This window comes from Manganibacter manganicus (genome assembly GCF_002075885.1).
Taxonomy (GTDB): domain Bacteria; phylum Pseudomonadota; class Alphaproteobacteria; order Rhizobiales; family Rhizobiaceae; genus Mesorhizobium; species Mesorhizobium manganicum.
The window spans coordinates 27,906-50,123 of record NZ_MDET01000018.1 but is presented as its reverse complement, the minus strand read 5'-3'; the positions used below and the strand labels follow the sequence as shown (position 1 = coordinate 50,123).

Below are 22,218 nucleotides of genomic sequence, written 5' to 3'. Positions count from 1 at the left end.
CGACTAGAATATGAATTTGGACAATTGATTAATCCAACGAATGTTTCTAATCTTTACCATCAACAATGATGATGGATGAGATCCATGCACGCTCCGCTCGACCTCGACCAGTTACAAACCTTCATCACGATTGCCGATATCGGCTCGTTCACGCGCGCCGCCGATGAGGTGCATCGTACGCAATCGGCGGTATCCATGCAGATGCGCCGACTGGAAGAGCGCATCGGCAAGCCGCTCTTTGAAAAGGACGGCCGGCTCAACAAGCTGACCGAAGATGGCGAGAGGCTGCTCTCCTACGCGCGCCGGCTGATCTTCCTCAATCGCGAGACGCTCGCCGCCTTTGACGATCAACGGCTGGAGGGAACAATCCGCATCGGCACGCCGGACGACTATGCCGACCGCTTCCTGCCGGAAATCATGGCGCGCTTCGCCCGCTCCAACCCGCATGTCGAACTGACCGTCATCTGCGAGCCGACGCCAGGCCTGGTCGAGCATATCAAGCGCGGCAATCTCGACCTGGCGCTGGTCACGCACAACGAAGCAAAGGCGCAATCGGAAGTGGTGCGGCGCGAGCCGTTGCTTTGGGTATCATCGGCCAATCATCTGACGCATGAGCAGGACGTGCTGCCGATGGCTTTCGGCCGGCCGAATTGCATCTGGCGGCGTGCCGCCTGCGACGTGCTCGACCAAATGAAGCGCGATTATCGCGTCCTGTTCACGAGTTTCTCTGCAACGGTTATTGCCGCCGCAGTGCTTTCCGGTCTGGCGATCTCCGTTCTGCCGGAATGCGCCCTGCGCCCCGGTATGCGCGTATTGGGCGAGGCCGACGGCTTCGGCATTCTGCCTGACTGCCGCATCGGCATCATGCGCGGGCAATCCAGCCGGCCGGAACTGGTGGAGGCGCTCGCCCGTCATATCTCGGAGAGCCTCGACAACATCTCGATCCCTATCGCCGAAGAAGCGGGAAGCTTCGACTTCGCCGCTTTGTCCTATACGAAAATGAAACGTCCGAAACCGAACCCGGTCATGCCCGGCTGGTGACTTCGAAAGCTTGGGCTTGACGCCTAGGGTCCGGCGTTCCTCTATCCCTGAATGAACGGTACATTACCCGAATCACGCAGCAACGCCACCGAATATACGGTGAGCGAAATCTCCGGCGCCCTGAAGCGTACGGTTGAGGACACGTTTGGCAATGTGCGCGTGCGCGGTGAGATTTCCGGGTATCGCGGGCCGCATTCTTCGGGCCATGCCTATTTTGCGCTCAAGGACGATCGTTCCCGGCTTGAAGCCGTGGTCTGGAGAGGCACGATGGGCCGGCTTAAATTCCGCCCCGAAGAGGGTATGGAGGTGATAGCCAGCGGCAAGCTGACCACCTATCCCGGCTCTTCGAAATACCAGATCGTCATAGACAATCTCGAACCCGCCGGTGCCGGTGCGCTGATGGCGCTTCTAGAAGAACGCAAGCGCCGCTTGCAGGCGGAGGGCCTGTTCGATGCCGCACGCAAGCAGTTGCTGCCCTATATGCCGCGGGTCATCGGCGTCGTCACCTCGCCGACCGGTGCGGTGATTCGCGACATCATTCACCGCACCAAGGACCGCTTTCCATTGCATATCGTCGTGTGGCCGGTGCGTGTGCAAGGCGAGACCGCCGGCGCCGAAGCGGCAGCGGCTGTTCAGGGCTTCAACGCATTGCCGTCTGGAGGTTCCATTGCGCGTCCCGATGTGGTGATCGTGGCGCGCGGCGGCGGCAGCCTGGAAGATCTATGGGGCTTCAATGACGAAGCGCTTGTGCGCGCGGTCGCGGCTTCCGGCATTCCAGTTATCTCAGCCGTGGGCCATGAGACGGATTGGACGCTTATCGATCTGGTAGCCGATGCCCGCGCGCCAACCCCGACGGGGGCCGCCGAGATTGCCGTGCCGGTCAGAAGCGAACTCGAAGCCACATTGGCGCGACTTGGCGCGCGGCTCGCCGGCTGCACCTCACGAAACCTGGATCGCCATCGACAGGCCGTCCGTGCAGCCGCGCGCGCTTTGCCCTCTCCCGATCAATTGCTGGGGGTGAAGCGCCGCCGTTTCGACGAGGCAGAAAGCCGGCTGGAGCGCGCGCTCTCGATCTGCATTGAGCGCCAGCGGACACGCTGGGCGGCGGTTCGGCTGTCGCCGCTCCCATTGATACGGCTGAAAGACACGGCGCGCACGCGACTACAGGTCGCCAGCCGCCGGCATGACCAGGCGCTTCCGGCACGACTCGACCGGCTGCGCAGTCGCCTGACCCAGGCGGACCGCCTTCTGGCGACCCTGAAACTTTCGGAGCAGGCGATTCTCGAGCGCGGCTATGCTCTCGTTCTGGACCAGTCTGGTGCGCTGGTCAGGCGCGCGGCGCAAGTGAGTATCGAGCAGGCGCTGGAACTGCGCTTTGCCGACGGGGCCGCGTATGCCATTGCAACGGACGGCAACGACCGCAAATCGGAGCCACGAACACCGACAAAATTGCCCGGCCGCTCTAAAAATCCTAGCGGCCAAGGCTCGCTTTTCTAGGCTAGGTATTTAAGAGGCGATCCAGGCATCCTTGGAAGGGTGCGCACGCCGCAGGATGAACTAGCGGCCGCCGGCCGAGGCCGCTCGCGGCGGAAGAGCGTCAAAATCGGCGGAATTGTCCTGCGCGGCCTCAGCGTCGACCGCGTCTTCAAGCCGAGACACAATCAGTTCCTGAATATCGCCAACTTCTTCCTGGATATCCTCAAGAGGAATCCCTACTTCGGCCGCCTTTTCAGCACACTCCTTGGCCAACACCTCGGCTTGCTTCTCAAGCCGTACCGGCTGTGACGGAGCCTTGCACTTCTTGCCGATCCAATCTTTTAAGAATTCGATCGCATGTTCGCTCATAGTGGATAACCCATCACGGTTTGCACATTCGCTTGCATCCGTATCCGGCGCGGTGCCTTCGCACGCCCTGAGTTCGAAACGGATGCTATTCAAGCCGAGTCGCCGCCACGCGGCAACCGTTTCCTTTCAGAGATGTAAAATGGTGCGTGGAAAGCCCAATTTCCATGCTGGAATTTCAAATCCCTGTGAGAATTCAATTGTTTGGGGTGGTACCGTTGGGTGGGCTCGAACCACCGACCTCCGGATCCACAATCCGGCGCTCTAACCAACTGAGCTACAACGGCCTATAGCACTGCGATGAAATGAAGCGACCCTTGTCTGGCCTTCCTTCTTTCGGCGAAGCGTCCTTACGAACAATCGAAGTTTAATTCAAGAGCGGCGAAAGGCAAAAGGCGCATTGTGAACGAGATGGGCTCTTTGGCGTACTGGCTTGCCCCGAACATAGAAAAAGGCCGGCGGGAGGAGCCGGCCTTCTGCAGCGGTCGGCAAAGCCGACCGTTTCCCGGCTGGCGGGGGAGAACCACCTGCCGGGCATTAAATGTTCCTGTCGAACCATAACGGATCGGGCGCCAATCAGGCGGCCTTGAATTCGTTGAATGCCTTCTCGAACACACCCTTGAAAGGCTTCGACAGATCTTCGGCAGCCTTGGAAGCGCTGGCCTGGAAATCCTTGGCCTGCTCGGCAGTCAGTTCGAACCGCTTGCGCAGGAAGGCGGTCTGCAATTCGACGGCCTCGGCGAACGATTTGGCGCCGACCAGCGACTCGAGATGGGAAAAGTTGGCCTCGGTGTTTGCGCGCAACGCGGCAATCGTCTTCAGCGACAGATCGCTGGAGACGGCTTTTGTAGTCTCATAGGAGTCCTCAAGAGCTTTCTGCGCCTCGGCGGAGCCGGTCTTCAACTGCGCATAGGCCTCCTTGGACTGTTCAACGCCCTTCTCGGCGAAGGCACGAAACTGCTCTGTTGCCTTGGAGGCGTCGAAGCTGGGAAACTCAATGGTATCGGCAGTCTTGGTCTTGGACATTTTTCAACCTTTTCTGACGTTTCGGGCTGACGAAAGCCGCCCCATTCATTCATGGCACTCATATAGCATGAATTTTGTGCATTGCAACATTTTTATTGCGACGCACAAATTTCAGTATCGACGGCGTTAACCAAGTGCCCCGATTCCGCATCTTTATACGCATTGGCTTATGGACCTCAGTGCCGCGTCCTTTTATTAACAAAGCGTTAACCGAAGCTGCCGCATGCCGAGGTGCGCTGAACAGATGCCGTCAGACAGTTATTCTTTTCTCGATGTCGTCGTTGTCGAGGAGGTCCGGGAGCGCTTCGCCGTCGGTGACGCCCTGGTCATCATTTCGACCGATCTTGAGCAGGTGATCTGGGCGAACGGCCCAGGTGCGGCCGTTTTCGGCCATGCCGACATCGAGGCCATGATCGGTGCGCGCTCGAAACTGCCGCCGATCGCCCGACGGCAGATCAAGGCGACGCCAGGGTTTCCGCAAATTGGGCACAATCGCATCATTTTGCTGCGGCTTGCCGAGGGCATGACCAGCCGTGCCGTCATGTTCCTTGCCAGCGCAATCGAGATGCCGGACCGCGAACCGGCGATCCTGCTGGCCGCGCCGGCCGGCCAGACCGGGGCGCACGGCGATGCTACAACCGCTATAAGCGGCTTTACGGAAGACGGCCACTTCATCGCCATGGTCGACAGTGAAGGCGAAATCGAAGCGGCATCCGCGGGGTTCGAGGCACTTGGCATCGAACGTTCGGCGTTGGCTGCCCTGATTGACGATGTCGCGCATGACAGCGATCGCCTTGTCAAGCGACTCATCCGCGCCGGGCCGCAGATGTTTCCAGCGGGGCTTGCCCGATTGACCGATCAGCCGGCGCGACACCTTCTTGTGGTCATCGACGATGCCCAGGCGGACGGCGAACCCGAACAGAATGTCATGGCGGCAATGCCGGCACAGGCCAATACCCCCGTCTCGCAGGCCGAGGGCGGCCCTCACGCGCATGATCGCTGGTACTTCAGCGAGACGGACCAGCGAGCGCCATCGAGCGACGAAAATGCGCGGCTGGAGCCGACAAGGCCGGACGCCGCAGCGCCAAACACCGAGGATGCGCAACTTGCCCAATCGACCGGCGAGCCTCACATTTCGCCGGTGCGCTTTGTCTGGCGAACCGACTCGGAAGGCCGTTTCAGCATGATCTCGCCGGAATTCGCCGCTATCGTCGGTGCGGCAGCGGCCGACATTGTCGGGCGCAAGTTCAGAGACGTTGCCACCGTGCTCAACCTTGACCCCGCCGGCGAGATTTCCGGCCTTCTGGAACGGCGGGACACCTGGTCGGGACGATCGGTTCTATGGCCAGTCACCGGAACCGCGATGGCTATGCCCGTCGATCTTGCGGCATTGCCGGTCTATGATCGCAACCGCATATTCGAAGGTTTCCGCGGCTTCGGCGTAGCCAGGCCAAACGACGCGCGCGATGATCCGGAAAGAATCGGTCTGGCGCTCGTTCCCAATGCGCCTTCAGCCGAAGCGCCGCCCACTACCGCCTCGGAAGCGGCAAAAGAAGAGCCTGCCACCGACGCCCCAGACCCTTTCCGCGGCGAGGTACCTGCCCTCACAATCGTGCCGAAGCCTGAGCGGCGGTTTACGGACAAGGTGATCCGGTTGGCCGAACACCGGCAACCCGCGAAAGACAGAATCTTGTCGAGCCTGGAGCGCAGCGCGTTCCGGGAAATCGGCGAGAGATTGAAGAAGGACGGTAGAAACGACAATGATGAGGCCGAAGTCGCACTAAACTCGCCGGCCACACTCCCTTCCACCGACGTAACCTCGTCGGCAAACGACACGACCTGGCCTGAAGAGACAAGCCCGTCGCCTGAAAGCGGCACGGCCAAGGGTTCCCTGCTCGACCTTGCCAGCGATGACAGAAGCGAAAATGAGACCGCTCCGGCAACCGCCACGCCGACCGGCGATCACGACAGCATGGCCGCCGCCGACCTTCGCGACGCCGCCGACGACGAGTGGACCGCCCCATTGGAGGCGGGTAGCCCGGATAATCTTGTCGACCCCATCTCCCCTGCCCCCCCTGAAGAAGACGGTCAGCCGCAAGGCCAGACCGCTATTCCAGCACACATCGCCGAAGGTTTCCTGCCATCCGCCTTTCCTGCAGTTGATCACGGCCGTCAGCGGCCGGATACATCCATCCTCGCCAAGCTGCCGGTACCGGTGCTGATCCATTCGGGCGATGTCCTGCACTATGCTAATGACGAATTTCTAGATCTCACCGGTTATGAAACGCTCGATGCCCTGGAAGCCGCCGGCGGGCTCGAAACGCTTTTTGCCGATCCTTACGGCGATGATGCCGCCACGGATGAGGCCGACCACAATCTGCATTTGAGAACGCAGCAGGGCACGGAACTGCCGGTCGATGCGCTGCTGCGCTCCGTACCCTGGCAAGGCGGCAAAGCGCTGATGCTGGTGGTTCGCCGTACCGGCGATGAGCGGCCCGATCCGCATCCGGCGCCAAGCCGGGCAGACAATATGGTCCAACCTGACACGGCCGATCTCAAGTCGCATATCGCCGAGATGCGCACCATTATCGACACGGCAACCGATGGCGTGGTGCTGATCGACCGCGGCGGCGTCATCCGCTCGATCAGCCGCCCGGCGGAAGCCCTGTTCGGTTTCGAAAGCGACGAGGTCGCCGGCAAGCCGTTCACCTCGCTGTTCGCCATAGAAAGCCAGCGGGCGGCGCGTGATTATCTGGCCGGGCTCTCCGAACATGGCGTCGCCAGCGTGCTCAACGATGGCAGGGAGGTGATCGGCCGCGAGGCACAAGGGCGTTTCATACCGCTGTTCATGACTATAGGCCGATTGCCCAACGAGAGCGGTTTCTGCGCCGTCGTTCGCGACATCACGCAATGGAAGCGCGCCGAGGAAGACCTCACACAGGCACGCGCACTGGCCGAGCGAGCCTCGTCGCAGAAGACCGATTTCCTGGCTCGCATCAGCCACGAGATCCGCACTCCCCTCAATGCCATTATCGGCTTTTCCGAACTTATGGTGGACGAGAAATTCGGCCCGATCGCCAATGACCGTTATCGCGACTATCTGCGTGACATCAACCGCTCGGGCAATCACGTCCTCGACCTGGTCAACGACCTGCTCGATATCTCGAAGATCGAAGCCGGCCAGCAGGAGATGGATTACGAGGCGGTGTCGCTTAATGACACGCTCGCCGAGGCGGTGGCGACGATGCAGCCACAGGCCAACCGTGAACGCGTCATTATCCGCTCCAGTTTCGCGTCCCGGTTGCCGGAGATTGTTGCCGACCTGCGCAGCGTGCGCCAGATCGCCCTCAATATTCTGTCCAACGCCGTGCGCTATACGCAGGCCGGCGGACAGGTCATCGTTTCCACCGCCTATGAGATTTCCGGCGATGTGGTGATGCGGGTGCGCGATACCGGCATCGGCATGACCCAATCCGAGATCGAACAGGCGCTGAAACCGTTCAAGCAGATCAATGCGCTGAAACGCGGGCGAAACGACGGAACCGGCCTCGGTCTGCCGCTGACAAAGGCGATGGTCGAAGCCAATCGTGCCCGCTTCACCATCAACTCGACGCCCGGCGAAGGGACGCTTGTGGAAGTGGCCTTCCCTTCAACGCGCGTGCTGGCTGAATAGAAAAGAGAAGGCGCCGCTGGGGCGCCTTTGAGTTGCGGTATTGTCACAAAAGGGCTTGAGCGAATCCCAATCAGAAGAGGAGGATTAGGCCTCAAGTTGCAGCGACTATCGCGACCAATATGTCAACAAATCCTTACCTGGGCTAATAACATTTTACAGATCGGCACCATCCGTGAAGACGAGGTAAATTCGCGGGAAATAATTTATTAACCACAACGCGTCGCAGTCTTTAAGATTCGCTATGCGCTTAGCTGTTTGATTTCTGCGCATTCTTTTCCCCAGAACCGGGTGTTCCGGGAGGCATGCTTTAATTCTGCAACTCAGGCCTGTTCTTGAACAGTTCCAGAGCCTGTGGATTGGCCAGCGCCTCCTTGTTCTTCACCGGCCGGCCATGGACGATATCCCGCACGGCAAGTTCAGTGATCTTGCCCGACTTGGTGCGCGGAATATCAGCAACAGTGACGATCCTGGCAGGCACGTGACGCGGGCTGGCGCCGGCGCGTATTTTCGCCTTGATGCGCTTTTCAAGGTCCTCGTCCAGGACCATACCTTCGGCCAGACGCACGAACAGCACGACGCGCACGTCGCCATCGAATTCCTGACCAATGCAAATCGCCTCGGCCACTTCCGGCATCTGCTCGACCTGATTGTAAATCTCGGCCGTGCCGATGCGCACACCGCCCGGATTGAGCGTGGCATCGGAGCGGCCGTGAATGACAATGCCGCCATGGTCCGTCCATTCGGCAAAATCGCCATGGCACCAGATATTGTCAAAGCGCCCAAAGTAGGCAGAATGATATTTGGCTCCGTCCGGATCGTTCCAGAAGCCGACAGGCATTGACGGGAAAGCTCTGGTGCAGATCAGTTCCCCCTTGCCGCGCGCCAGGGGCTTGCCTTCATCGTCCCAGACATCGACGGCCATGCCGAGGCCTGCTCCCTGGATCTCCCCCGACCAGACCGGCTCTGTGGGGACACCCAGCACAAAACAAGAGACGATATCCGTGCCGCCTGAAATCGAGGCCAGATGAACGTCATGCTTGATTTCGTCGTAGACGAAACGGAAATCTTCCGGCGACAAGGGCGAACCAGTGGACGAGATCGTCCGCACGCTGGAGAGATTGTGGCTGGTGATCGGCCGTAAACCCGCCTTGCGGACGGAATCGATGAACTTCGCTGAAGTGCCGAAATGCGTCATGCCTTCTGCATCCGCATAATCGAACAGTGCATTGCCATCGGGATAAAATGGCGAGCCGTCATAAAGCAGAAGCGTCGCCCCACACGAAAGACCGGACACCAGCCAATTCCACATCATCCAGCCACAGGTGGTGAAGTAGAAGAAGCGGTCGCCTTTCATGGCACCGGCATGCAGGCGCAACTCCTTGACGTGTTGCAGCAGCGTGCCGCCGGCCGAATGAACGATACATTTGGGGATGCCGGTCGTGCCTGATGAAAACAGGATATAGAGTGGGTGCGCGAACGACAGCCGTTCGAAGGTCACGGGGCGGATCGCGAAAGGCTGCAAAGCGTCCGAAAACGCCTCGGCCGTATCGATCGTATCGGCCACATCGGTGGATGTGCCGAGATAATCGACGACCAGCACCTTTTTGACCGTCGGCATTTTTTCCACCACGGCCGCCACTTTGGCGGCAACCTCCATGGCCTTGCCGTTGTACCAGTAGCCATCTGGAACGATGAAGATAGCGGGCTCGATCTGGCCGAATCGATCGAGCACGCCCTGTTCGCCGAAATCGGGCGAACAGGACGACCAGACCGCACCAAGCGATGCCGTGGCCAGCATGGCGGCTATCGTTTCGGGCATATTCGGCATCATCGCCGCAATCCGGTCACCTGCCCTGATGCCCAGCGTGATGAAAAGCTGTTGCAGGCGCGATACCAGCCCATGGAGTTCGTCCCATGAAAGCCGCCGCTCGACCTTGTTCTCGCCACGAAAGACGACGGCCTCAGCCGATCCCGTACGCACAAGCAGGTTTTCGGCGAAATTCAGCCGCGCTTCAGGAAAGAAACGCGCACCAGGCATCATCTCGGCGTCAGCGAGAACGGTTGCGCCCTTCTCGCCGATCACATCGCAGAAATCCCACACCAACTCCCAGAACGCCTGCCGGTCTTCAACCGACCAGCGATGCAGGTCGGCATAGGTCGTAAATTCACGCGCCGCGCGTTCTTGCGCTGCTTGCCGGAAAGCAGCCAGCGGGGCGGTTGCGATGCTGTCGGCAGATGGCGTCCAAAGGGGTTTGTCAGAGCTCATAAGCAGGCCTCCCGGATTCACATTCGCTTAAGCATATCGCCATGCAGACGTGCAACAGCCAGTTATTGCCCATCAACCACACAGGCAAATGCCATCGCCGAGCCATAAACACTTGTAAAGCTTCATCTGTCGGTTACACCATCAGCGGGCTTGAACCGCCGCCGGTTGCGACCGGCTCTCAGAGTTTTTGCGACAATACGGGGCAAGATGCCTTCACCTTGGTTCCGACGGGCGATACTGGCGCTGAGTGCAGTGGTGATCGTGATCGCGGCTGCGGTTGCCGCACTGCCTTATTTCGCGTCCACACGGATCGTGCGTGATCGCATCGCGTGGGAAATGAGTGCGTGGAGCGGCTTCCGCGTCGCCATAGCCGGCGCGCCGAAAATCGAGGTGTGGCCACAGTTTCGTGCCATCCTGACCGACGTCACGCTTTCGCAGTGGACAGATACCGACGCGCCGCCTGTGATGAAGGCAGAACGTGTCGAGATCAATCTCTCGGCGCTGGCTGCCTTGCGTGGCGATGTGGTGTTCACCGCCGCCACCCTGATCCGGCCAACCTTGAGAGTCGAGCGTACAGACAAGGGCCTTTATCTTCCCGCGCTGCCAACAGGCGGGCGCATCAGCCGTGCAATCGATGCGGCCCGAACTCTGGTTAGCGCAAACCCCGCCAAGCCTGACGAGAGCAAGCTGGCATCTGACGCTTTCGGCTCGGTGGAATTCCGCGACGGAAGGATCGTGACGCCGGTAAAAGGTAAAGCCGGCGAGCTTGTGACGAGCCTGACCGGCCAGGTGAACTGGTCCGCGCTCAACAGCGGCGCCAGCTTCACGACGACCGGGATCTGGCGCGGCGAAAGCGTTTCGCTCGATCTGTCTTCGCAAAAACCCTTGCTTCTGTTCGCAGGCGCTCCCGAGCCGCTTGCGATCGCATTCAAGGCTGCGCCCGCCAATTTTTCCTTCGAAGGCACCGGCGCCTTTTCAGGCAAATCCTATTTCGATGGACAAACGAAATTTTCCGCGCCCTCGCTCAGGCGTGTGCTGGAATGGATCGGGGTCGGCGTTCCTCCGGGTACCGCCATCGGCGCCGTGGCATTTACCAGCAAAATTAATGGCAATGCGACGCGTATGAAATTCAGCGAGGCGCAAATCGCGCTGGACAAGAACCCCGGCATGGGGGCTCTGGACTTTTCATTCGCCGAAGCACGGCCTTTGATTGCCGGAACTCTGGCATTTGACACGCTCGACCTGCGAGCCTTCCTGTCTGCCTTCACACCGCTCGCGTCTCCCGGCAGCAGGGTGAACAACGAGCCGGACACCAGCTTTTCGGATTGGCTGAACCTCGATTTGCGGCTATCGGCCGCGCACGCCAATGTCGGAGCGACGCAACTGACCGATGTTGCCGCCACCGCCCAGGTGAAGGATGGACTTTCCGCTTTCGATGTATCGGATGCCTCCGCCTTTGGCGGCAATATTCAGGCCAGTCTGCGCTTTGACCGTAAACCGGATGGGACACAGTCGGAAATCCGCTTCCTCGCCTCCGACATCAACGGTGCGGCGTTTGCGGCAGCCGCCGGCATGACCAGGCTGGTGCCAAGCGGAACGGGATCGGTTTCGCTCATACTCAAGGGGCCGGGCAAGGCATGGCAGTCGATTCTCGAAAATGCTTCCGGTTCGGTCACGGCAAGCTTCGGCCCTGGCACCTTGAGTGGTTTGAACCTGCCCGCCTTCATGAAGCACGCGCAAGATGGCGGCTTTTTTCCACTGGACGCGGTTGCCAACGGCACTCTTCCGATTGACGGAGCCGAACTCAAGGCGACCATTTCCAACGGCGTCGCTCGCATCGAGAAGCTCGAAGCCCATTCGCCCAAATACAAGGTCTGGCTTTCCGGCATTGTGCCTTATTCCAGCCGGGGCCTCGCTCTTTCAGGCGGGGTGATCCAGCAGGCACCGTTGGCGACCGACCAGAACGGACAGACCGCGAACAAGCAGATCGGTCCCGACGAGGCTTCGTTCTTTGTTGGCGGCACGTGGAGCACGCCCTTCGTCTCGCCGGTAACAGAACGCCGTCCGCTCCAGTAGAGGCCGCACCTTCTTCAGGCGCGCTGCGCTGCCTGCTCGTCACGGCGACGTTGCACTTCACGACGCTTGTTGACGACGGATGCCGCGATGACGCCGAGCGTGACCAAACCAATCAAGAGCGTGCAGGCGGCGTTGATTTCCGGCGTCACGCCCAGACGAACCTGGCTGTAGATTTTCATCGGCAGCGTGGTCGCGCCGGGGCCGGAGGTGAAGGACGCAATAACCAGATCGTCCAGCGACAGCGTGAAAGCCAGCATCCAGCCGGAGATAACGGCCGGCAAAATGACCGGTAGCGTCACCTGAAAGAAGGTCTTTACCGGCGGTGCCCCGAGATCCATCGCCGCCTCTTCCAGCGAACGGTCGAAAGAGACAAGGCGCGACTGAACCACCACAGCGACAAAGCACATCGTGAAGGTGACATGAGCCAGCGTGACCGTGACAAAGCCCCGGTCCAGATTGACCGCGACGAACAACAACAGCAGCGACAGGCCGGTAATGACGTCCGGCATGACCAGGGGCGCGAAGATCATGCCTGAAAACAGCATGCGGCCGCGAAATCGCGTGTAACGCGTCAGCGCCAGCGCACCGAGGGTGCCGAGCACCGTCGCGACGCTGGCCGAGATCAGGCCGACACGGATCGTCACCCAGGCTGCGTCGATCAGGCCCTGATTGTGAAAGAGCGAGCCGTACCATTTTACGGAGAAGCCGCCCCACACCGTCACCAGTTTGGATGCGTTGAAGGAAAAGATCACCAGAATGACGATCGGCAGATAGAGGAAAGAAAGGCCGAGAACGACCGATACGATGTTGAAGCGGCTCCAGGTGCTGTTCATCGACCCCGCTCCTGAGTGCGCGCCTGCACATGCTGGAAATAGACGATCGGAAGGATCAGGATCATAAGCAGGACCACCGCCACGGCAGACGAAACCGGCCAGTCGCGATTGGAGAAGAACTCCTTCCACAGCGTCTTGCCGATCATCAGCGTCCGCGACCCGCCGAGCAGGTCGGGGATAACGAACTCACCAACGGCGGGGATAAAGACCAGAAGGCAACCGGCAATGACGCCCGGCAGCGACAGCGGAAAAGTAATCTTCCAGAACGCCCCGATCGGCGTGCAGCCGAGGTCCTTTGCCGCTTCGATAAGCGAATCGTCCATTTTTTCCAGCGTCGAATAGAGCGGCAGGACCATAAACGGCAGATAGGAATAGACGATGCCGATGAAGATCGCCTTGTAGGTATTGATGATAATCAGCGGGTCATCGATGACGCCGATGCTGAGCAGGAACTGGTTGAGCAAGCCTTCGGGCTTCAGGATGCCGATCCAGGCGTAAACGCGGATCAGAAACGAAGTCCAGAACGGCAGGATGACCAGCATCAGCAAGGTCGGGCGGATCGACGCCGGCGCGCGCGCCATGCCATAGGCGATCGGATAGCCGACCAGCAGAGCCAGGACGGTCGAGATCGCGGCGATAACCAGGCTCGACACATATGCGTTGAAATAAAGCGCGTCCTGCGTCAGCCAGATATAACTATCAAAGCTCAGTTCCTTGAAGGGTGCCAGAAAACCGGAAATCCCATCGGAAAAGTCCATCACCGGCGTATAGGGTGGGATGGCGATTGCCGTCTGCGAAAGCGAAATCTTGAAGACGATGACAAAGGGAATGAGAAAAAAGAACAGCAGCCAAAGGTAAGGAACAATAATGACCAGCCGGCCAGCTATACCGAGAGAGAGCCGCTTCAAAATCGATGCATCGGCATCTTGTCGCGGGCTGGTCTCTACGCTTGCCGTAGCACTGGACATGGCCGTTCCCCTATCGCGTCAGCACAACGCCGGCGTCCGGCCGAAACGATATCCATGCGCGATCATTCCATGTCAGCGGATCATCGATGATGCGCGCCGCGTTCAACGTGCTGGCCTTGATCACCTGGCCGTCGTCGAGTTTGACATGATAGACGGTCATGTCGCCCAGATAAGCAACATCGTAGATTTCGCCCTCAATGGCGTTGACGGCATCGGTGGGCCTGGTTGACGAAACCCTGATCTTTTCTGGACGAATTGCAAAAGACACCTCGGCACCGGGCAATGCGTCCCCGGCGCTGTCAACAATGATCTCAGCACCACCATTTGCGGCGATGCGTGCATTCTCCTTGCCGTTCCGCGCCAGTTTGCCATCGAACATGTTCACATTGCCGACGAAGCCAGCGACAAAGCGCGAGCTTGGCGCCTCATAGACCTCGGCGGGTGTCGCCACCTGCATCACCTCGCCCTTGTCGAGAATCGCTATGCGATCCGCCATGGTCATCGCCTCTTCCTGGTCATGCGTGACGACAACAAAGGTGAGACCCAGATCCTGCTGGAGATCCATCAGTTCGAACTGCGTCTCCTCACGCAGCTTTTTGTCGAGCGCGCCCAAGGGTTCGTCGAGCAGCAGCACCTTGGGCCGCTTGGCAACCGAACGCGCCAGCGCCACGCGCTGACGTTGCCCGCCGGACAGTTGATGCGGCTTGCGCCTGGCGAACTGTTCGAGCTTGACCAATCTCAACATCTCGGTGACGCGCTTTTCGATCTCGGCCCTGGCCATGCCCTCTTGCTTGAGACCGAAGGCGATGTTGGCCTCGACCGTCATATGCGGAAACAGCGCGTAGGATTGAAACATCATATTGACCGGCCGCCGATAGGGCGGGATACCGGCAAGGTCCTGACCATCTAGCAGGATGCGGCCTTCGCTCGGTTCCTCGAAACCGGCTAGCATCCTCAACAAAGTCGACTTGCCGCAACCGGACGCACCGAGCAGTGCAAAGAATTCGCGTTCGAAAACAGCAAGCGACAGCTTGTTGACTGCGGTGAAATCGCCGAAGCGCTTGGTCACATTGTCGAATTGGATATAGGGCTTGGCATCAGGATCGCTCCATGGCGCGAAATCCCTGCGGATGCTGCCCAGCGATTTCATGGTCCGCTCCGTACATTGCTGGCAACTGAAAAACGGCCCCGGCGAATACCGGGGCCGGTTCAGTCCTTACTGACCGGTAACAATCTTGGTCCAGGTGCGGGTGAACAGGCGCTGCGTCTTCGAATCCAGAGCCGTGTTGACGAACAATTTCTCCATCACGTCAGGTGTCGGATAGACGGCCGGATCGTCCAATATCTCGGGGTTGAGATATTGTTGCGACGCTTTGTTGCCATTGGCATAGAAAACATAGTCGGAAGATTTGGCGATCTCTTTCGGATCCATCATGAAATTCAGGAATTCCAGCGCCTCTGCCTTGTGCGGCGCGTCGGCAGGTATGGCCATCTGATCGAACCACATCTGCGTGCCTTCCTTCGGGATCGAATAGGCGATCTCGACCCCGTTCTTGGCTTCCGCGGCGCGGTCGCGCGCCTGGAATACGTCGCCGGACCAGCCGACCGCCGCGCAGATGTCACCATTGGCCAATGCGTTGATATATTCCGACGAATGGAACTTGCGCACATCGGGGCGAACTTTAAGGAGCGTCTCCTCGACCTTGGCAAGGTCCTCGGGCTTATGGCTGTTGGGATCGAGCCCCAGATAAGCCAGCGTCACCGGAATCATGTCGGTTGAAGAATCCAGGAAGTTGATGCCGCAGCCCTTGAGCTTATCGGCATTCTTGGGATCGAACACGGCGCCCCAGCTATCGATTTTATCAACGCCGAGAGCCTCCTTGATCTTCTTCGTGTTATATCCAATACCGATCGTACCCCACATGTAATTGATGGAATACTGATTTCCCGGATCGAAGATTTCCGTGCGCTTGCTCACCACATCCCACATGTTCTTCAGATTGGGCAGCTTCGACTTGTCGAGCTTGGCGAAAACGCCAGCCGTGATCTGGCGCTGCAGGAAGCTTCCCGTAGGTACAACCACGTCATAGCCGCTACCGCCCGCCAGGAGCTTGGTCTCCAGGATTTCGTTGGAGTCGTAGACGTCGTAAACAACCTTGATGCCGGTCTGCTTGGTGAAATCGTCGAGAACGGATTTATCGATGTAATCCGACCAGTTATAGACGTTGACGACACGATCCTCAGCGTGGGCGCCGAAGGCGAATGTGCCCAACAATACCGTTGTCGCAAAAAGCCAGTTCGCCTTGCGGTTCATGATCTTCTCCCTTTGCAAATTTCCCCTGCCAGCTCGTCGCGGCCGGTCATGTGTTTCAGACTATTGAGCTTTCCGGCATCCCACAAGTGGCGAATACTTCCATTGCCGGCATCGACGGCTCGTACGATCTCGGCAAGTGCTTCGAGCGGAAGCCGAAGGCGGCCGCAGGGTGCGACCTCGAACTGGGCGATAAAACAGCGATGCGCTCCGGCCATGAGGCGGCCGGCATGGAGACGTGGCAAGATAAGCCTGTCTTGTTGTTGCCGTTCTTCCAGCCTGCCCGCGCAACGGCAGCCTTGTCAATGGCAAAGCTCGATCACAAACGGCTTCCTTCGACAAAGCCGTGCAGTGGCCGTTCCCGGCGGGCGAAGCATCAGTTCGGGGTCGGCATTCCGGTAACACCTGGCCGTCTCGGTCGTGGATGACGCGTGAATTCAAGCGCCAGGTGAACAAGCAGCGCGGCAAAGACGATCGCGCCTCCAATAATGGTGCGGGTGGAGGGGACCTCGCCATGCACCAGCCAGACCCAGATGGGGCCGAGCAGCGGCTCGAAGGTGCCGAGCAGAGCCGCCACCGCAGCCGGAATCATCCGCGCGCCGGTAGCAAAGAAAGCCAGCCCCAGCCCCAGATTGACCACACCAAACGCGAACAGCCACCCCATGTCGCGAGGCGAAACGGCGAATGCCGTCGCCTGGAGCCCGGCAAAGATGGCGGCAAGCGCGGCACCGAGGCAGGTTGCGGGCGTCATACGGACATTGGAAAAGCGCCTCGTAATAACCGTCGCCGTGGCCAACGCCACCGCGATGATCAATGCCAGCCCGTCGCCTACCGGTGACACCGCCCCACCCAGCGATTCCGAAACCATCACGGCAACGCCCGCAATGACGACGGCAATGGCAAGCCAGGTCGTGCGGGAAACCTTTTCACGAAACAGGATCCAGGCAAAGAATGCGGCCAGCAACGGCACACCGGCCTGCATGAGCAGAATGTTGGCGACAGTCGTGTAGGCAAGTGCAACGACGAAACAGGTCGATGCCGTGGCAAAGCAGCACGCGACCGCCAGCCCCGGCAGACCCATGGAACGAAAAAGGCCGAGTGTGCCGCGCCTGCCGTCGCGCCAGGCCATAAAGCCAAGCAGGAAGGCCACCGCCCAGACGGAGCGCCAGAATACCACCGTCCAACTATCGGTGGCATCTATGAAGCGGGCGATCGTGCCGCCAAAACTCCACATCAACGCCGACAGGAACACCAGCAGCGAGCCGATTCGCTCATCGTGCTGCGAAAGGGCCGGATCGGCTGTCTGGCGCAATGGGGAGGCCGTATCACTCATGGGGAGAGCTTCGCAATTCCATCGCCGGCATACTTTGCCAGAAACGGCCAATACAGATGCGTTCTGGATAGCGTGGAGTGAAACTTTCGGCGTGATCCAGATCGTCGTGGCGCTTGTGGCAGGCGGCTACTGAAAATCGAAGGCGCTGAGCCCAGTCACCATCTCGTCGAGCCCCAGTGGCCGCGTCAGCGGAGGTTCGGCGCGGGTGAGGCAGCCTGGACGCTCGCACAGACGGCAGGCCGCGCCGACGGGCGTGGCCATATTCTGCCCCGTCTTCCCATGCTGGCCGGCGGGCAAGGCCGCGCCATAGATTACCTCGTCCTTGAAGGCGATGTCACAGCCGAGCAGCAACGCGGTCCGCCGGGGCCGCTCGGTAAATGTTCCCTGCGGGCCTTCCAGCGTACGCGCGATGCACAGGAATTCGGCGCCGTCCGGCATCTCGACGGCCTCCACCAAAATCTGGCCCGGCTGCGCGAAAGCGGCATGGACCGGCAGCTTCGGGCAGCCGCCGCCGAAACGGCTATGCGGAAAGCCTTCGGCCCCGGCCCGGCGAAAGCGGTTGCCGGCATTGTCCACCTCCAGCATGAAGAACGGAATGCCGGCCGTACCGGGCCTGCGCAGCGTGGTCAGCCGGTTGGCTGCCTGCTCGAAGGAAACGCCGAAGCGCGACTTCAGCGCATCGACATCGTAGCGAACGCGCTGGGCGACCGACTGGAACGCCGGATAGGGCATCATCAGAGCATGCGCCGCATAGCGGCCAAGTTCGAAGCGCGCCAGTCGCCGGGCTTCGTCTGACGTCAGTTTCAACCCCTGAATTCCTGCCGCTACCGCCACCGACATACGGATTAGGCAGGCCTCCATCGCCACCTCGCGAAGCTGATCGAAAGGCGACAGGCGCTCGGAAATGAACAGGCGTTGCGAATGCCGATCATAGCGGCGGCGCCAATTGGGCATGGTGGCCACCGGCAACACTTTTACGACGATGCCGTACTCCCGTTTCAGCCATGCCTTCAGCGCGCCGTAAAGATCGTCGCCCGGCTCCAATACGCTGGTAAAGGCCTCGGCCTCCTCTTCCAGCGCCGGGAAATGGTTGGGATGGCGCTCGAAAACCTCGCGCACCTCATCCATGGGAAGGCGCGCGCCTGAAAGCGTGGTCGCCCGCCCTTCCTGCGCAAGCAGTTCCGAAAGATCGGACAGCCGCTCGGCCTGCTCGCGATAGGCGCGAAACAACTTTATCACCGCAGCCGTCGCATTGGGCGCGCCTTCCGCCAATTCCACCAGTTCCTGATCGCCCGGCAATTCACCGGCCAGAAGCGGGTCGGAAAAGACCTCCCGCAGAGCGGAGAGCGCGCCATGCGCCTCGCCATGCAACTCCTCCGGCTCGACCTTGTAGATGGAGGCGAGCTTGAGGATCAACTGCACCGTCAGCGGCCTCTGATTGCGCTCGATGAGGTTGAGGTAGGAAGGGGAAATGCCAAGCCCCTCCGCCATCGCGGTTTGGGTCAAACCCTTGGCGTTGCGGATACGCCGGATACGCGGTCCAGCGAAAATCTTCTGCTCAGCCATGCGATGCGCCTCCATATTTACAAGATTTCACAATGGCGGCCCGCCGAAAGCCCGGAATCGCGAGTTTACAAGATTTACAAATTTACTCCCAGCATTAGTCAATCGCAACACTAGTTTTCTCTTATTTTTGGGAGAGAATGTTGGATTTTCTGGCTTCCTTCGCGTCGCAATGTAAAGCAAGTCACATTCAACACGCCACCCAAGACGGCAGATTTGATGAAGCACTTCAGAAAGCGGAGCAGACCATGACTGATTTTTACAACCTCGTCCCTTCAGCGCCCGAAGGCCGGTTCGACGGCATCGAGCGCCCTTACGACGCCGAGGCCGTAAAGCGCCTGCGCGGCTCCGCCCAGATCCGCTACAGCCTTGCTGAGATGGGTGCGAACCGGCTCTGGTCGCTGGTTCACCAGGAAGACTTCGTCAACGCGCTTGGCGCGATGACCGGCAACCAGGCGATGCAGCAGGTCCGTGCCGGCCTGAAGGCGGTCTATCTCTCCGGCTGGCAGGTTGCCGCCGACTCCAACACCGCCTCTTCGATGTATCCCGACCAGTCGCTCTATCCGGCCAATGCCGGACCGGAATTGGCCCGGCGCATCAACCGCACGCTACAGCGCGCCGACCAGATCGAAGTCTCGGAAGGCAAAGGCCTGTCCGTCGATACATGGTTCGCGCCGATCGTGGCGGATGCCGAGGCCGGCTTCGGCGGCCCGCTCAACGCCTTCGAGATCATGAAAGCCTATATCGAGGCCGGGGTGGCGGGCGTCCACTTCGAGGACCAACTTGCCTCGGAGAAGAAGTGCGGCCATCTCGGCGGCAAAGTGCTGATCCCAACGGCGGCCCATATTCGCAATCTCAGCGCCGCGCGTCTTGCCGCCGACGTGATGGGTGTTCCGACGCTGATCGTTGCCCGCACCGATGCGGAAGCCGCCAAGCTTTTGACCTCCGACATTGACGAGCGCGATCAGCCCTTCGTCGATTACGATGCCGGTCGCACGGTAGAAGGCTTCTATCAGGTCAGGAACGGCATCGACGCCTGTATCGCCCGCGCCATTTCCTATGCGCCGCATTGCGATCTGATCTGGATGGAGACGTCCAAGCCGGATCTCGGCCAGGCGAAGAAGTTTGCCGACGCCGTTCGCAAGGTGCATCCGGGCAAGATGCTGGCCTACAACTGCTCACCTTCGTTCAACTGGAGAAAGAACCTCGATGACGCCACAATCGCCAAGTTCCAGCGCGAACTGGGCGCCATGGGCTACAAGTTCCAGTTCATCACGCTGGCCGGCTTCCACCAGTTGAACCACGGCATGTTCGAGTTGGCGCGCGGCTATAAGGACCGGCAGATGGCAGCTTACTCGGAGTTGCAGGACGCCGAATTCGCCTCGGAGGTCAACGGCTACACTGCCACCAAGCACCAGCGCGAGGTCGGCACCGGTTATTTCGACGCCGTGTCGCTTGCCATCACGGGCGGCAAGTCTTCGACCACCGCCATGAAGGAATCCACAGAACACGCGCAATTCCGCCCAGCGGCGGAATAGCGCGCGAGCCAAAGCAAGGAGAAAAGCAATGGCATCGATCAGTCGAGTCAAGGAACGGGCAGAAGAACAATCAACTGCCATGAACCCCGATCAGCAGGCCACGATACGCATGCTGGCTAACGATCTCCACCGCCTCAACCAGTCGGTCATGAAGGCGGTCGAGGCCGGTGTCTCGGTGGAACTCGTGCGCTCGGCACGCCACCACGACGCCAACGGCAATTGGGGCGATCTGCTGATCCCTGTCATCGTGACGCAATCGCATAACGGTTGATTGCAACACTGTCTTGCATCATCCCGCCCGCGGTGAACCGCGCGGGCGGGATGTCACGTATTTTTCAGGTCCACCTCAACTCCAGCGAATTGAATTCGACTTAAATTTCGATCAATTTAATGTCGATTCCTGCACAGTATATTGCTGCTTGACACCTACGCCGATCTCAACCATTGCTGCTGGCCATACAACTCTGCATTGAGATTGAAAGCGCGCAGCACTCTTCATGTGTCCATCCCGACATGATCGTGAACCACCGACGGCCCATGTCCAGGACGGCGTGACAAGCCTGACAGTCGATTTTTCCAGAGTGCTTGTCGTCGGTACGTCGCCCGTCAACTGCGTGGTCGTTTCCAAGATCGTGGAACGCTGCGGCCTTAAACCGCTATCAAGATCGCCGGAGGCGGCCGCCAAGGCTGTCCTCGCACTGGCGCCGGGGGTCGTTGTTCTTGATGGTGCCGACGGCGACGCACATGAACTGATCGACGCACTTCAGGCCATGCGCCACGCCACGGCAGACACGGTGCCACGCATTATCCTGCTTTCTTCTCGGAATGGCTCGCCGGCCAGCCTCGGCTCACCCGACATGGTGGATGCGGTGGTCACGAAACCTGTCATGCCGGAGCGGCTACAGCCGCTCATAGAGAATTTCGCCGCGCAAGTCCGCAGCTAGGTCGTGAACCTAGTTACTTCCCAGCCTCTATCGAAGCGATCAATGCGGGCAGTTCGCCAAGATGCGCAATCTCGCGGAACCGCGATATCTCGCGTGGCGGTTCCAGATGTTCCAGCACCCAGGTCAGTTCATGCGGAACGTGGACTCCCCAGCCCCCTGCTTCGATAGCCGGCACGACATCGGACTTCAGCGAATTGCCGATCATCATGCTGCTAACCGGACCATCGCCATGCCTGGAAAAAACGCGCCGGTAGGTTTCTGCGCTCTTGTCGCTGACGATCTCAACGGCATCGAAAAGCCCAGCAAGACCGGATTGCGCAAGTTTGCGCTCCTGATCGAACAGATCTCCCTTAGTGACAAGCACAAGGCGATAGCGGCCGGACAAATGCTCGAGCGTGTCGCGTACATAGGGCATTATTTCGATTGGATGGGCAAGCATATCACGGCCCGCGGCCAGTATTCGAGCCAAGGTATCGCCGGACACGCGCCCGCCGGTGACGGCGATAGCCGTTTCGATCATGGAGAGCGTGAAACCCTTGATGCCGAACCCATATATGCAGAGATTGCGCCTCTCCGCTTCGAGAAGGGCCGCGAGAACGACCTCTTCCTGCACCTGGTCGGCCAGCAGTGCGGCAAAAAGCTTTTCCGTCTGGCGGAAAAACCGCTCGTTTTGCCAAAGCGTATCGTCGGCATCGAAGCCTATTGTCGTCAGCCGGGGTATGCCCATCCACTTTCACTTTTCAGATTCATCATTAATTTAAAGCAGAAAAGCCTTTATCGACCCGTCGTTTCAAGCCTGGCGGA

General features: G+C 59.7%; 17 protein-coding genes and 1 tRNA gene. 7 read left to right on the top strand and 11 right to left on the bottom strand.

Annotated elements, in window-relative coordinates; all coding sequences use genetic code 11:
• Positions 1-84: 84 nt before the first annotated feature.
• Positions 85-1,041: a LysR substrate-binding domain-containing protein gene (locus BFN67_RS12760; RefSeq protein WP_080919953.1), complete on the top strand. Its 957-nt coding sequence runs from the start codon at positions 85-87 to the stop codon at positions 1,039-1,041.
• 51 nt (positions 1,042-1,092) lie between these two features.
• The gene (gene xseA, locus BFN67_RS12755; RefSeq protein ID WP_080919952.1) at positions 1,093-2,538 is read left to right on the top strand and encodes an exodeoxyribonuclease VII large subunit; all 1,446 of its coding nucleotides are present in this window, start codon (positions 1,093-1,095) and stop codon (positions 2,536-2,538) included.
• A gap of 60 nt (positions 2,539-2,598) precedes the next feature.
• On the opposite strand, the gene BFN67_RS12750 is transcribed toward xseA, so the two are convergent.
• The 3 genes from BFN67_RS12750 to BFN67_RS12740 form a co-directional block, all read right to left on the bottom strand.
• A complete protein-coding gene (locus BFN67_RS12750; RefSeq protein WP_245295250.1) occupies positions 2,599-2,979 on the bottom strand; it encodes a hypothetical protein in 381 nt (126 codons plus the stop codon).
• A gap of 114 nt (positions 2,980-3,093) precedes the next feature.
• Positions 3,094-3,170, bottom strand: a tRNA-His gene (locus tag BFN67_RS12745).
• A gap of 289 nt (positions 3,171-3,459) precedes the next feature.
• A complete protein-coding gene (locus BFN67_RS12740; RefSeq protein WP_080919950.1) occupies positions 3,460-3,909 on the bottom strand; it encodes a phasin in 450 nt (149 codons plus the stop codon).
• Between the two features lie 244 nt (positions 3,910-4,153).
• Between BFN67_RS12740 and BFN67_RS12735 the strand changes: the two genes are divergently transcribed.
• Positions 4,154-7,582, top strand: coding sequence for a PAS domain S-box protein (locus tag BFN67_RS12735; RefSeq protein WP_080919949.1), 3,429 nt, complete (start codon positions 4,154-4,156; stop codon positions 7,580-7,582).
• Between the two features lie 307 nt (positions 7,583-7,889).
• Here the strand turns inward: BFN67_RS12735 and BFN67_RS12730 are convergent, their stop codons facing one another.
• On the bottom strand, positions 7,890-9,848 hold the full coding sequence (locus tag BFN67_RS12730) for an acetoacetate--CoA ligase (protein ID WP_080919948.1): 1,959 nt from the start codon (positions 9,846-9,848) through the stop codon (positions 7,890-7,892).
• A gap of 207 nt (positions 9,849-10,055) precedes the next feature.
• On the opposite strand from BFN67_RS12730, the gene BFN67_RS12725 reads away from it, so the two are divergent.
• Positions 10,056-11,924, top strand: coding sequence for an AsmA family protein (locus BFN67_RS12725; RefSeq protein ID WP_080919947.1), 1,869 nt, complete (start codon positions 10,056-10,058; stop codon positions 11,922-11,924).
• Between the two features lie 14 nt (positions 11,925-11,938).
• Here the strand turns inward: BFN67_RS12725 and BFN67_RS12720 are convergent, their stop codons facing one another.
• The 6 genes from BFN67_RS12720 to BFN67_RS12690 all read right to left on the bottom strand — a co-directional run bounded on the left by BFN67_RS12720 (position 11,939) and on the right by BFN67_RS12690 (position 18,935).
• Positions 11,939-12,757, bottom strand: a complete 819-nt coding sequence (locus tag BFN67_RS12720) for an ABC transporter permease (protein WP_080919946.1) — start codon at positions 12,755-12,757, stop codon at positions 11,939-11,941.
• A complete protein-coding gene (locus BFN67_RS12715) occupies positions 12,754-13,725 on the bottom strand; it encodes an ABC transporter permease subunit (RefSeq protein ID WP_080919945.1) in 972 nt (323 codons plus the stop codon). Before BFN67_RS12715 ends, BFN67_RS12720 begins: the two co-directional genes overlap by 4 nt.
• Before the next feature lie 10 nt (positions 13,726-13,735).
• Positions 13,736-14,875, bottom strand: coding sequence for an ABC transporter ATP-binding protein (locus BFN67_RS12710; RefSeq protein WP_080919944.1), 1,140 nt, complete (start codon positions 14,873-14,875; stop codon positions 13,736-13,738).
• 66 nt (positions 14,876-14,941) lie between these two features.
• Complete coding sequence (locus BFN67_RS12705) at positions 14,942-16,039, bottom strand: polyamine ABC transporter substrate-binding protein (protein WP_080919943.1); 1,098 nt, start codon at positions 16,037-16,039, stop codon at positions 14,942-14,944.
• 373 nt (positions 16,040-16,412) lie between these two features.
• Entirely contained in the window at positions 16,413-17,369 is a 957-nt protein-coding gene (locus tag BFN67_RS12695; protein ID WP_080919941.1) for a DMT family transporter, read from the bottom strand.
• 126 nt (positions 17,370-17,495) lie between these two features.
• A complete protein-coding gene (locus BFN67_RS12690) occupies positions 17,496-18,935 on the bottom strand; it encodes a helix-turn-helix domain-containing protein (RefSeq protein ID WP_080919980.1) in 1,440 nt (479 codons plus the stop codon).
• A gap of 245 nt (positions 18,936-19,180) precedes the next feature.
• Between BFN67_RS12690 and aceA the strand changes: the two genes are divergently transcribed.
• From aceA to BFN67_RS12675, 3 genes are all read left to right on the top strand, one after another.
• Complete coding sequence (gene aceA, locus BFN67_RS12685; RefSeq protein WP_080919979.1) at positions 19,181-20,470, top strand: isocitrate lyase; 1,290 nt, start codon at positions 19,181-19,183, stop codon at positions 20,468-20,470.
• Positions 20,471-20,498: 28 nt separating this feature from the next.
• Positions 20,499-20,741 carry an SMc00767 family acetate metabolism repressor gene (locus tag BFN67_RS12680; protein WP_080919940.1) on the top strand — a complete coding sequence of 81 codons (243 nt, stop codon included), beginning with the start codon at positions 20,499-20,501 and terminating at the stop codon, positions 20,739-20,741.
• A 280-nt stretch (positions 20,742-21,021) separates the two neighbouring features.
• Positions 21,022-21,414 carry a DNA-binding transcriptional response regulator gene (locus tag BFN67_RS12675; RefSeq protein ID WP_245295249.1) on the top strand — a complete coding sequence of 131 codons (393 nt, stop codon included), beginning with the start codon at positions 21,022-21,024 and terminating at the stop codon, positions 21,412-21,414.
• Between the two features lie 13 nt (positions 21,415-21,427).
• On the opposite strand, the gene BFN67_RS12670 is transcribed toward BFN67_RS12675, so the two are convergent.
• A complete protein-coding gene (locus BFN67_RS12670; protein WP_080919939.1) occupies positions 21,428-22,141 on the bottom strand; it encodes an HAD family hydrolase in 714 nt (237 codons plus the stop codon).
• Positions 22,142-22,218: the final 77 nt, after the last annotated feature.

Coding starts and splice junctions, on each gene's coding strand:
- BFN67_RS12715 (WP_080919945.1), bottom strand. CDS start 13,725: ATGTCCAGTGCTACGGCAAGCGTAGAGACCAGCCCGCGACAAGATGCC.
- BFN67_RS12705 (WP_080919943.1), bottom strand. CDS start 16,039: ATGAACCGCAAGGCGAACTGGCTTTTTGCGACAACGGTATTGTTGGGC.
- xseA (WP_080919952.1), top strand. CDS start 1,093: ATGAACGGTACATTACCCGAATCACGCAGCAACGCCACCGAATATACG.
- BFN67_RS12695 (WP_080919941.1), bottom strand. CDS start 17,369: ATGAGTGATACGGCCTCCCCATTGCGCCAGACAGCCGATCCGGCCCTT.
- aceA (WP_080919979.1), top strand. CDS start 19,181: ATGACTGATTTTTACAACCTCGTCCCTTCAGCGCCCGAAGGCCGGTTC.
- BFN67_RS12720 (WP_080919946.1), bottom strand. CDS start 12,757: ATGAACAGCACCTGGAGCCGCTTCAACATCGTATCGGTCGTTCTCGGC.
- BFN67_RS12730 (WP_080919948.1), bottom strand. CDS start 9,848: ATGAGCTCTGACAAACCCCTTTGGACGCCATCTGCCGACAGCATCGCA.
- BFN67_RS12760 (WP_080919953.1), top strand. CDS start 85: ATGCACGCTCCGCTCGACCTCGACCAGTTACAAACCTTCATCACGATT.
- BFN67_RS12680 (WP_080919940.1), top strand. CDS start 20,499: ATGGCATCGATCAGTCGAGTCAAGGAACGGGCAGAAGAACAATCAACT.
- BFN67_RS12735 (WP_080919949.1), top strand. CDS start 4,154: ATGCCGTCAGACAGTTATTCTTTTCTCGATGTCGTCGTTGTCGAGGAG.
- BFN67_RS12740 (WP_080919950.1), bottom strand. CDS start 3,909: ATGTCCAAGACCAAGACTGCCGATACCATTGAGTTTCCCAGCTTCGAC.
- BFN67_RS12690 (WP_080919980.1), bottom strand. CDS start 18,935: ATGGCTGAGCAGAAGATTTTCGCTGGACCGCGTATCCGGCGTATCCGC.
- BFN67_RS12670 (WP_080919939.1), bottom strand. CDS start 22,141: ATGGGCATACCCCGGCTGACGACAATAGGCTTCGATGCCGACGATACG.
- BFN67_RS12725 (WP_080919947.1), top strand. CDS start 10,056: ATGCCTTCACCTTGGTTCCGACGGGCGATACTGGCGCTGAGTGCAGTG.
- BFN67_RS12710 (WP_080919944.1), bottom strand. CDS start 14,875: ATGAAATCGCTGGGCAGCATCCGCAGGGATTTCGCGCCATGGAGCGAT.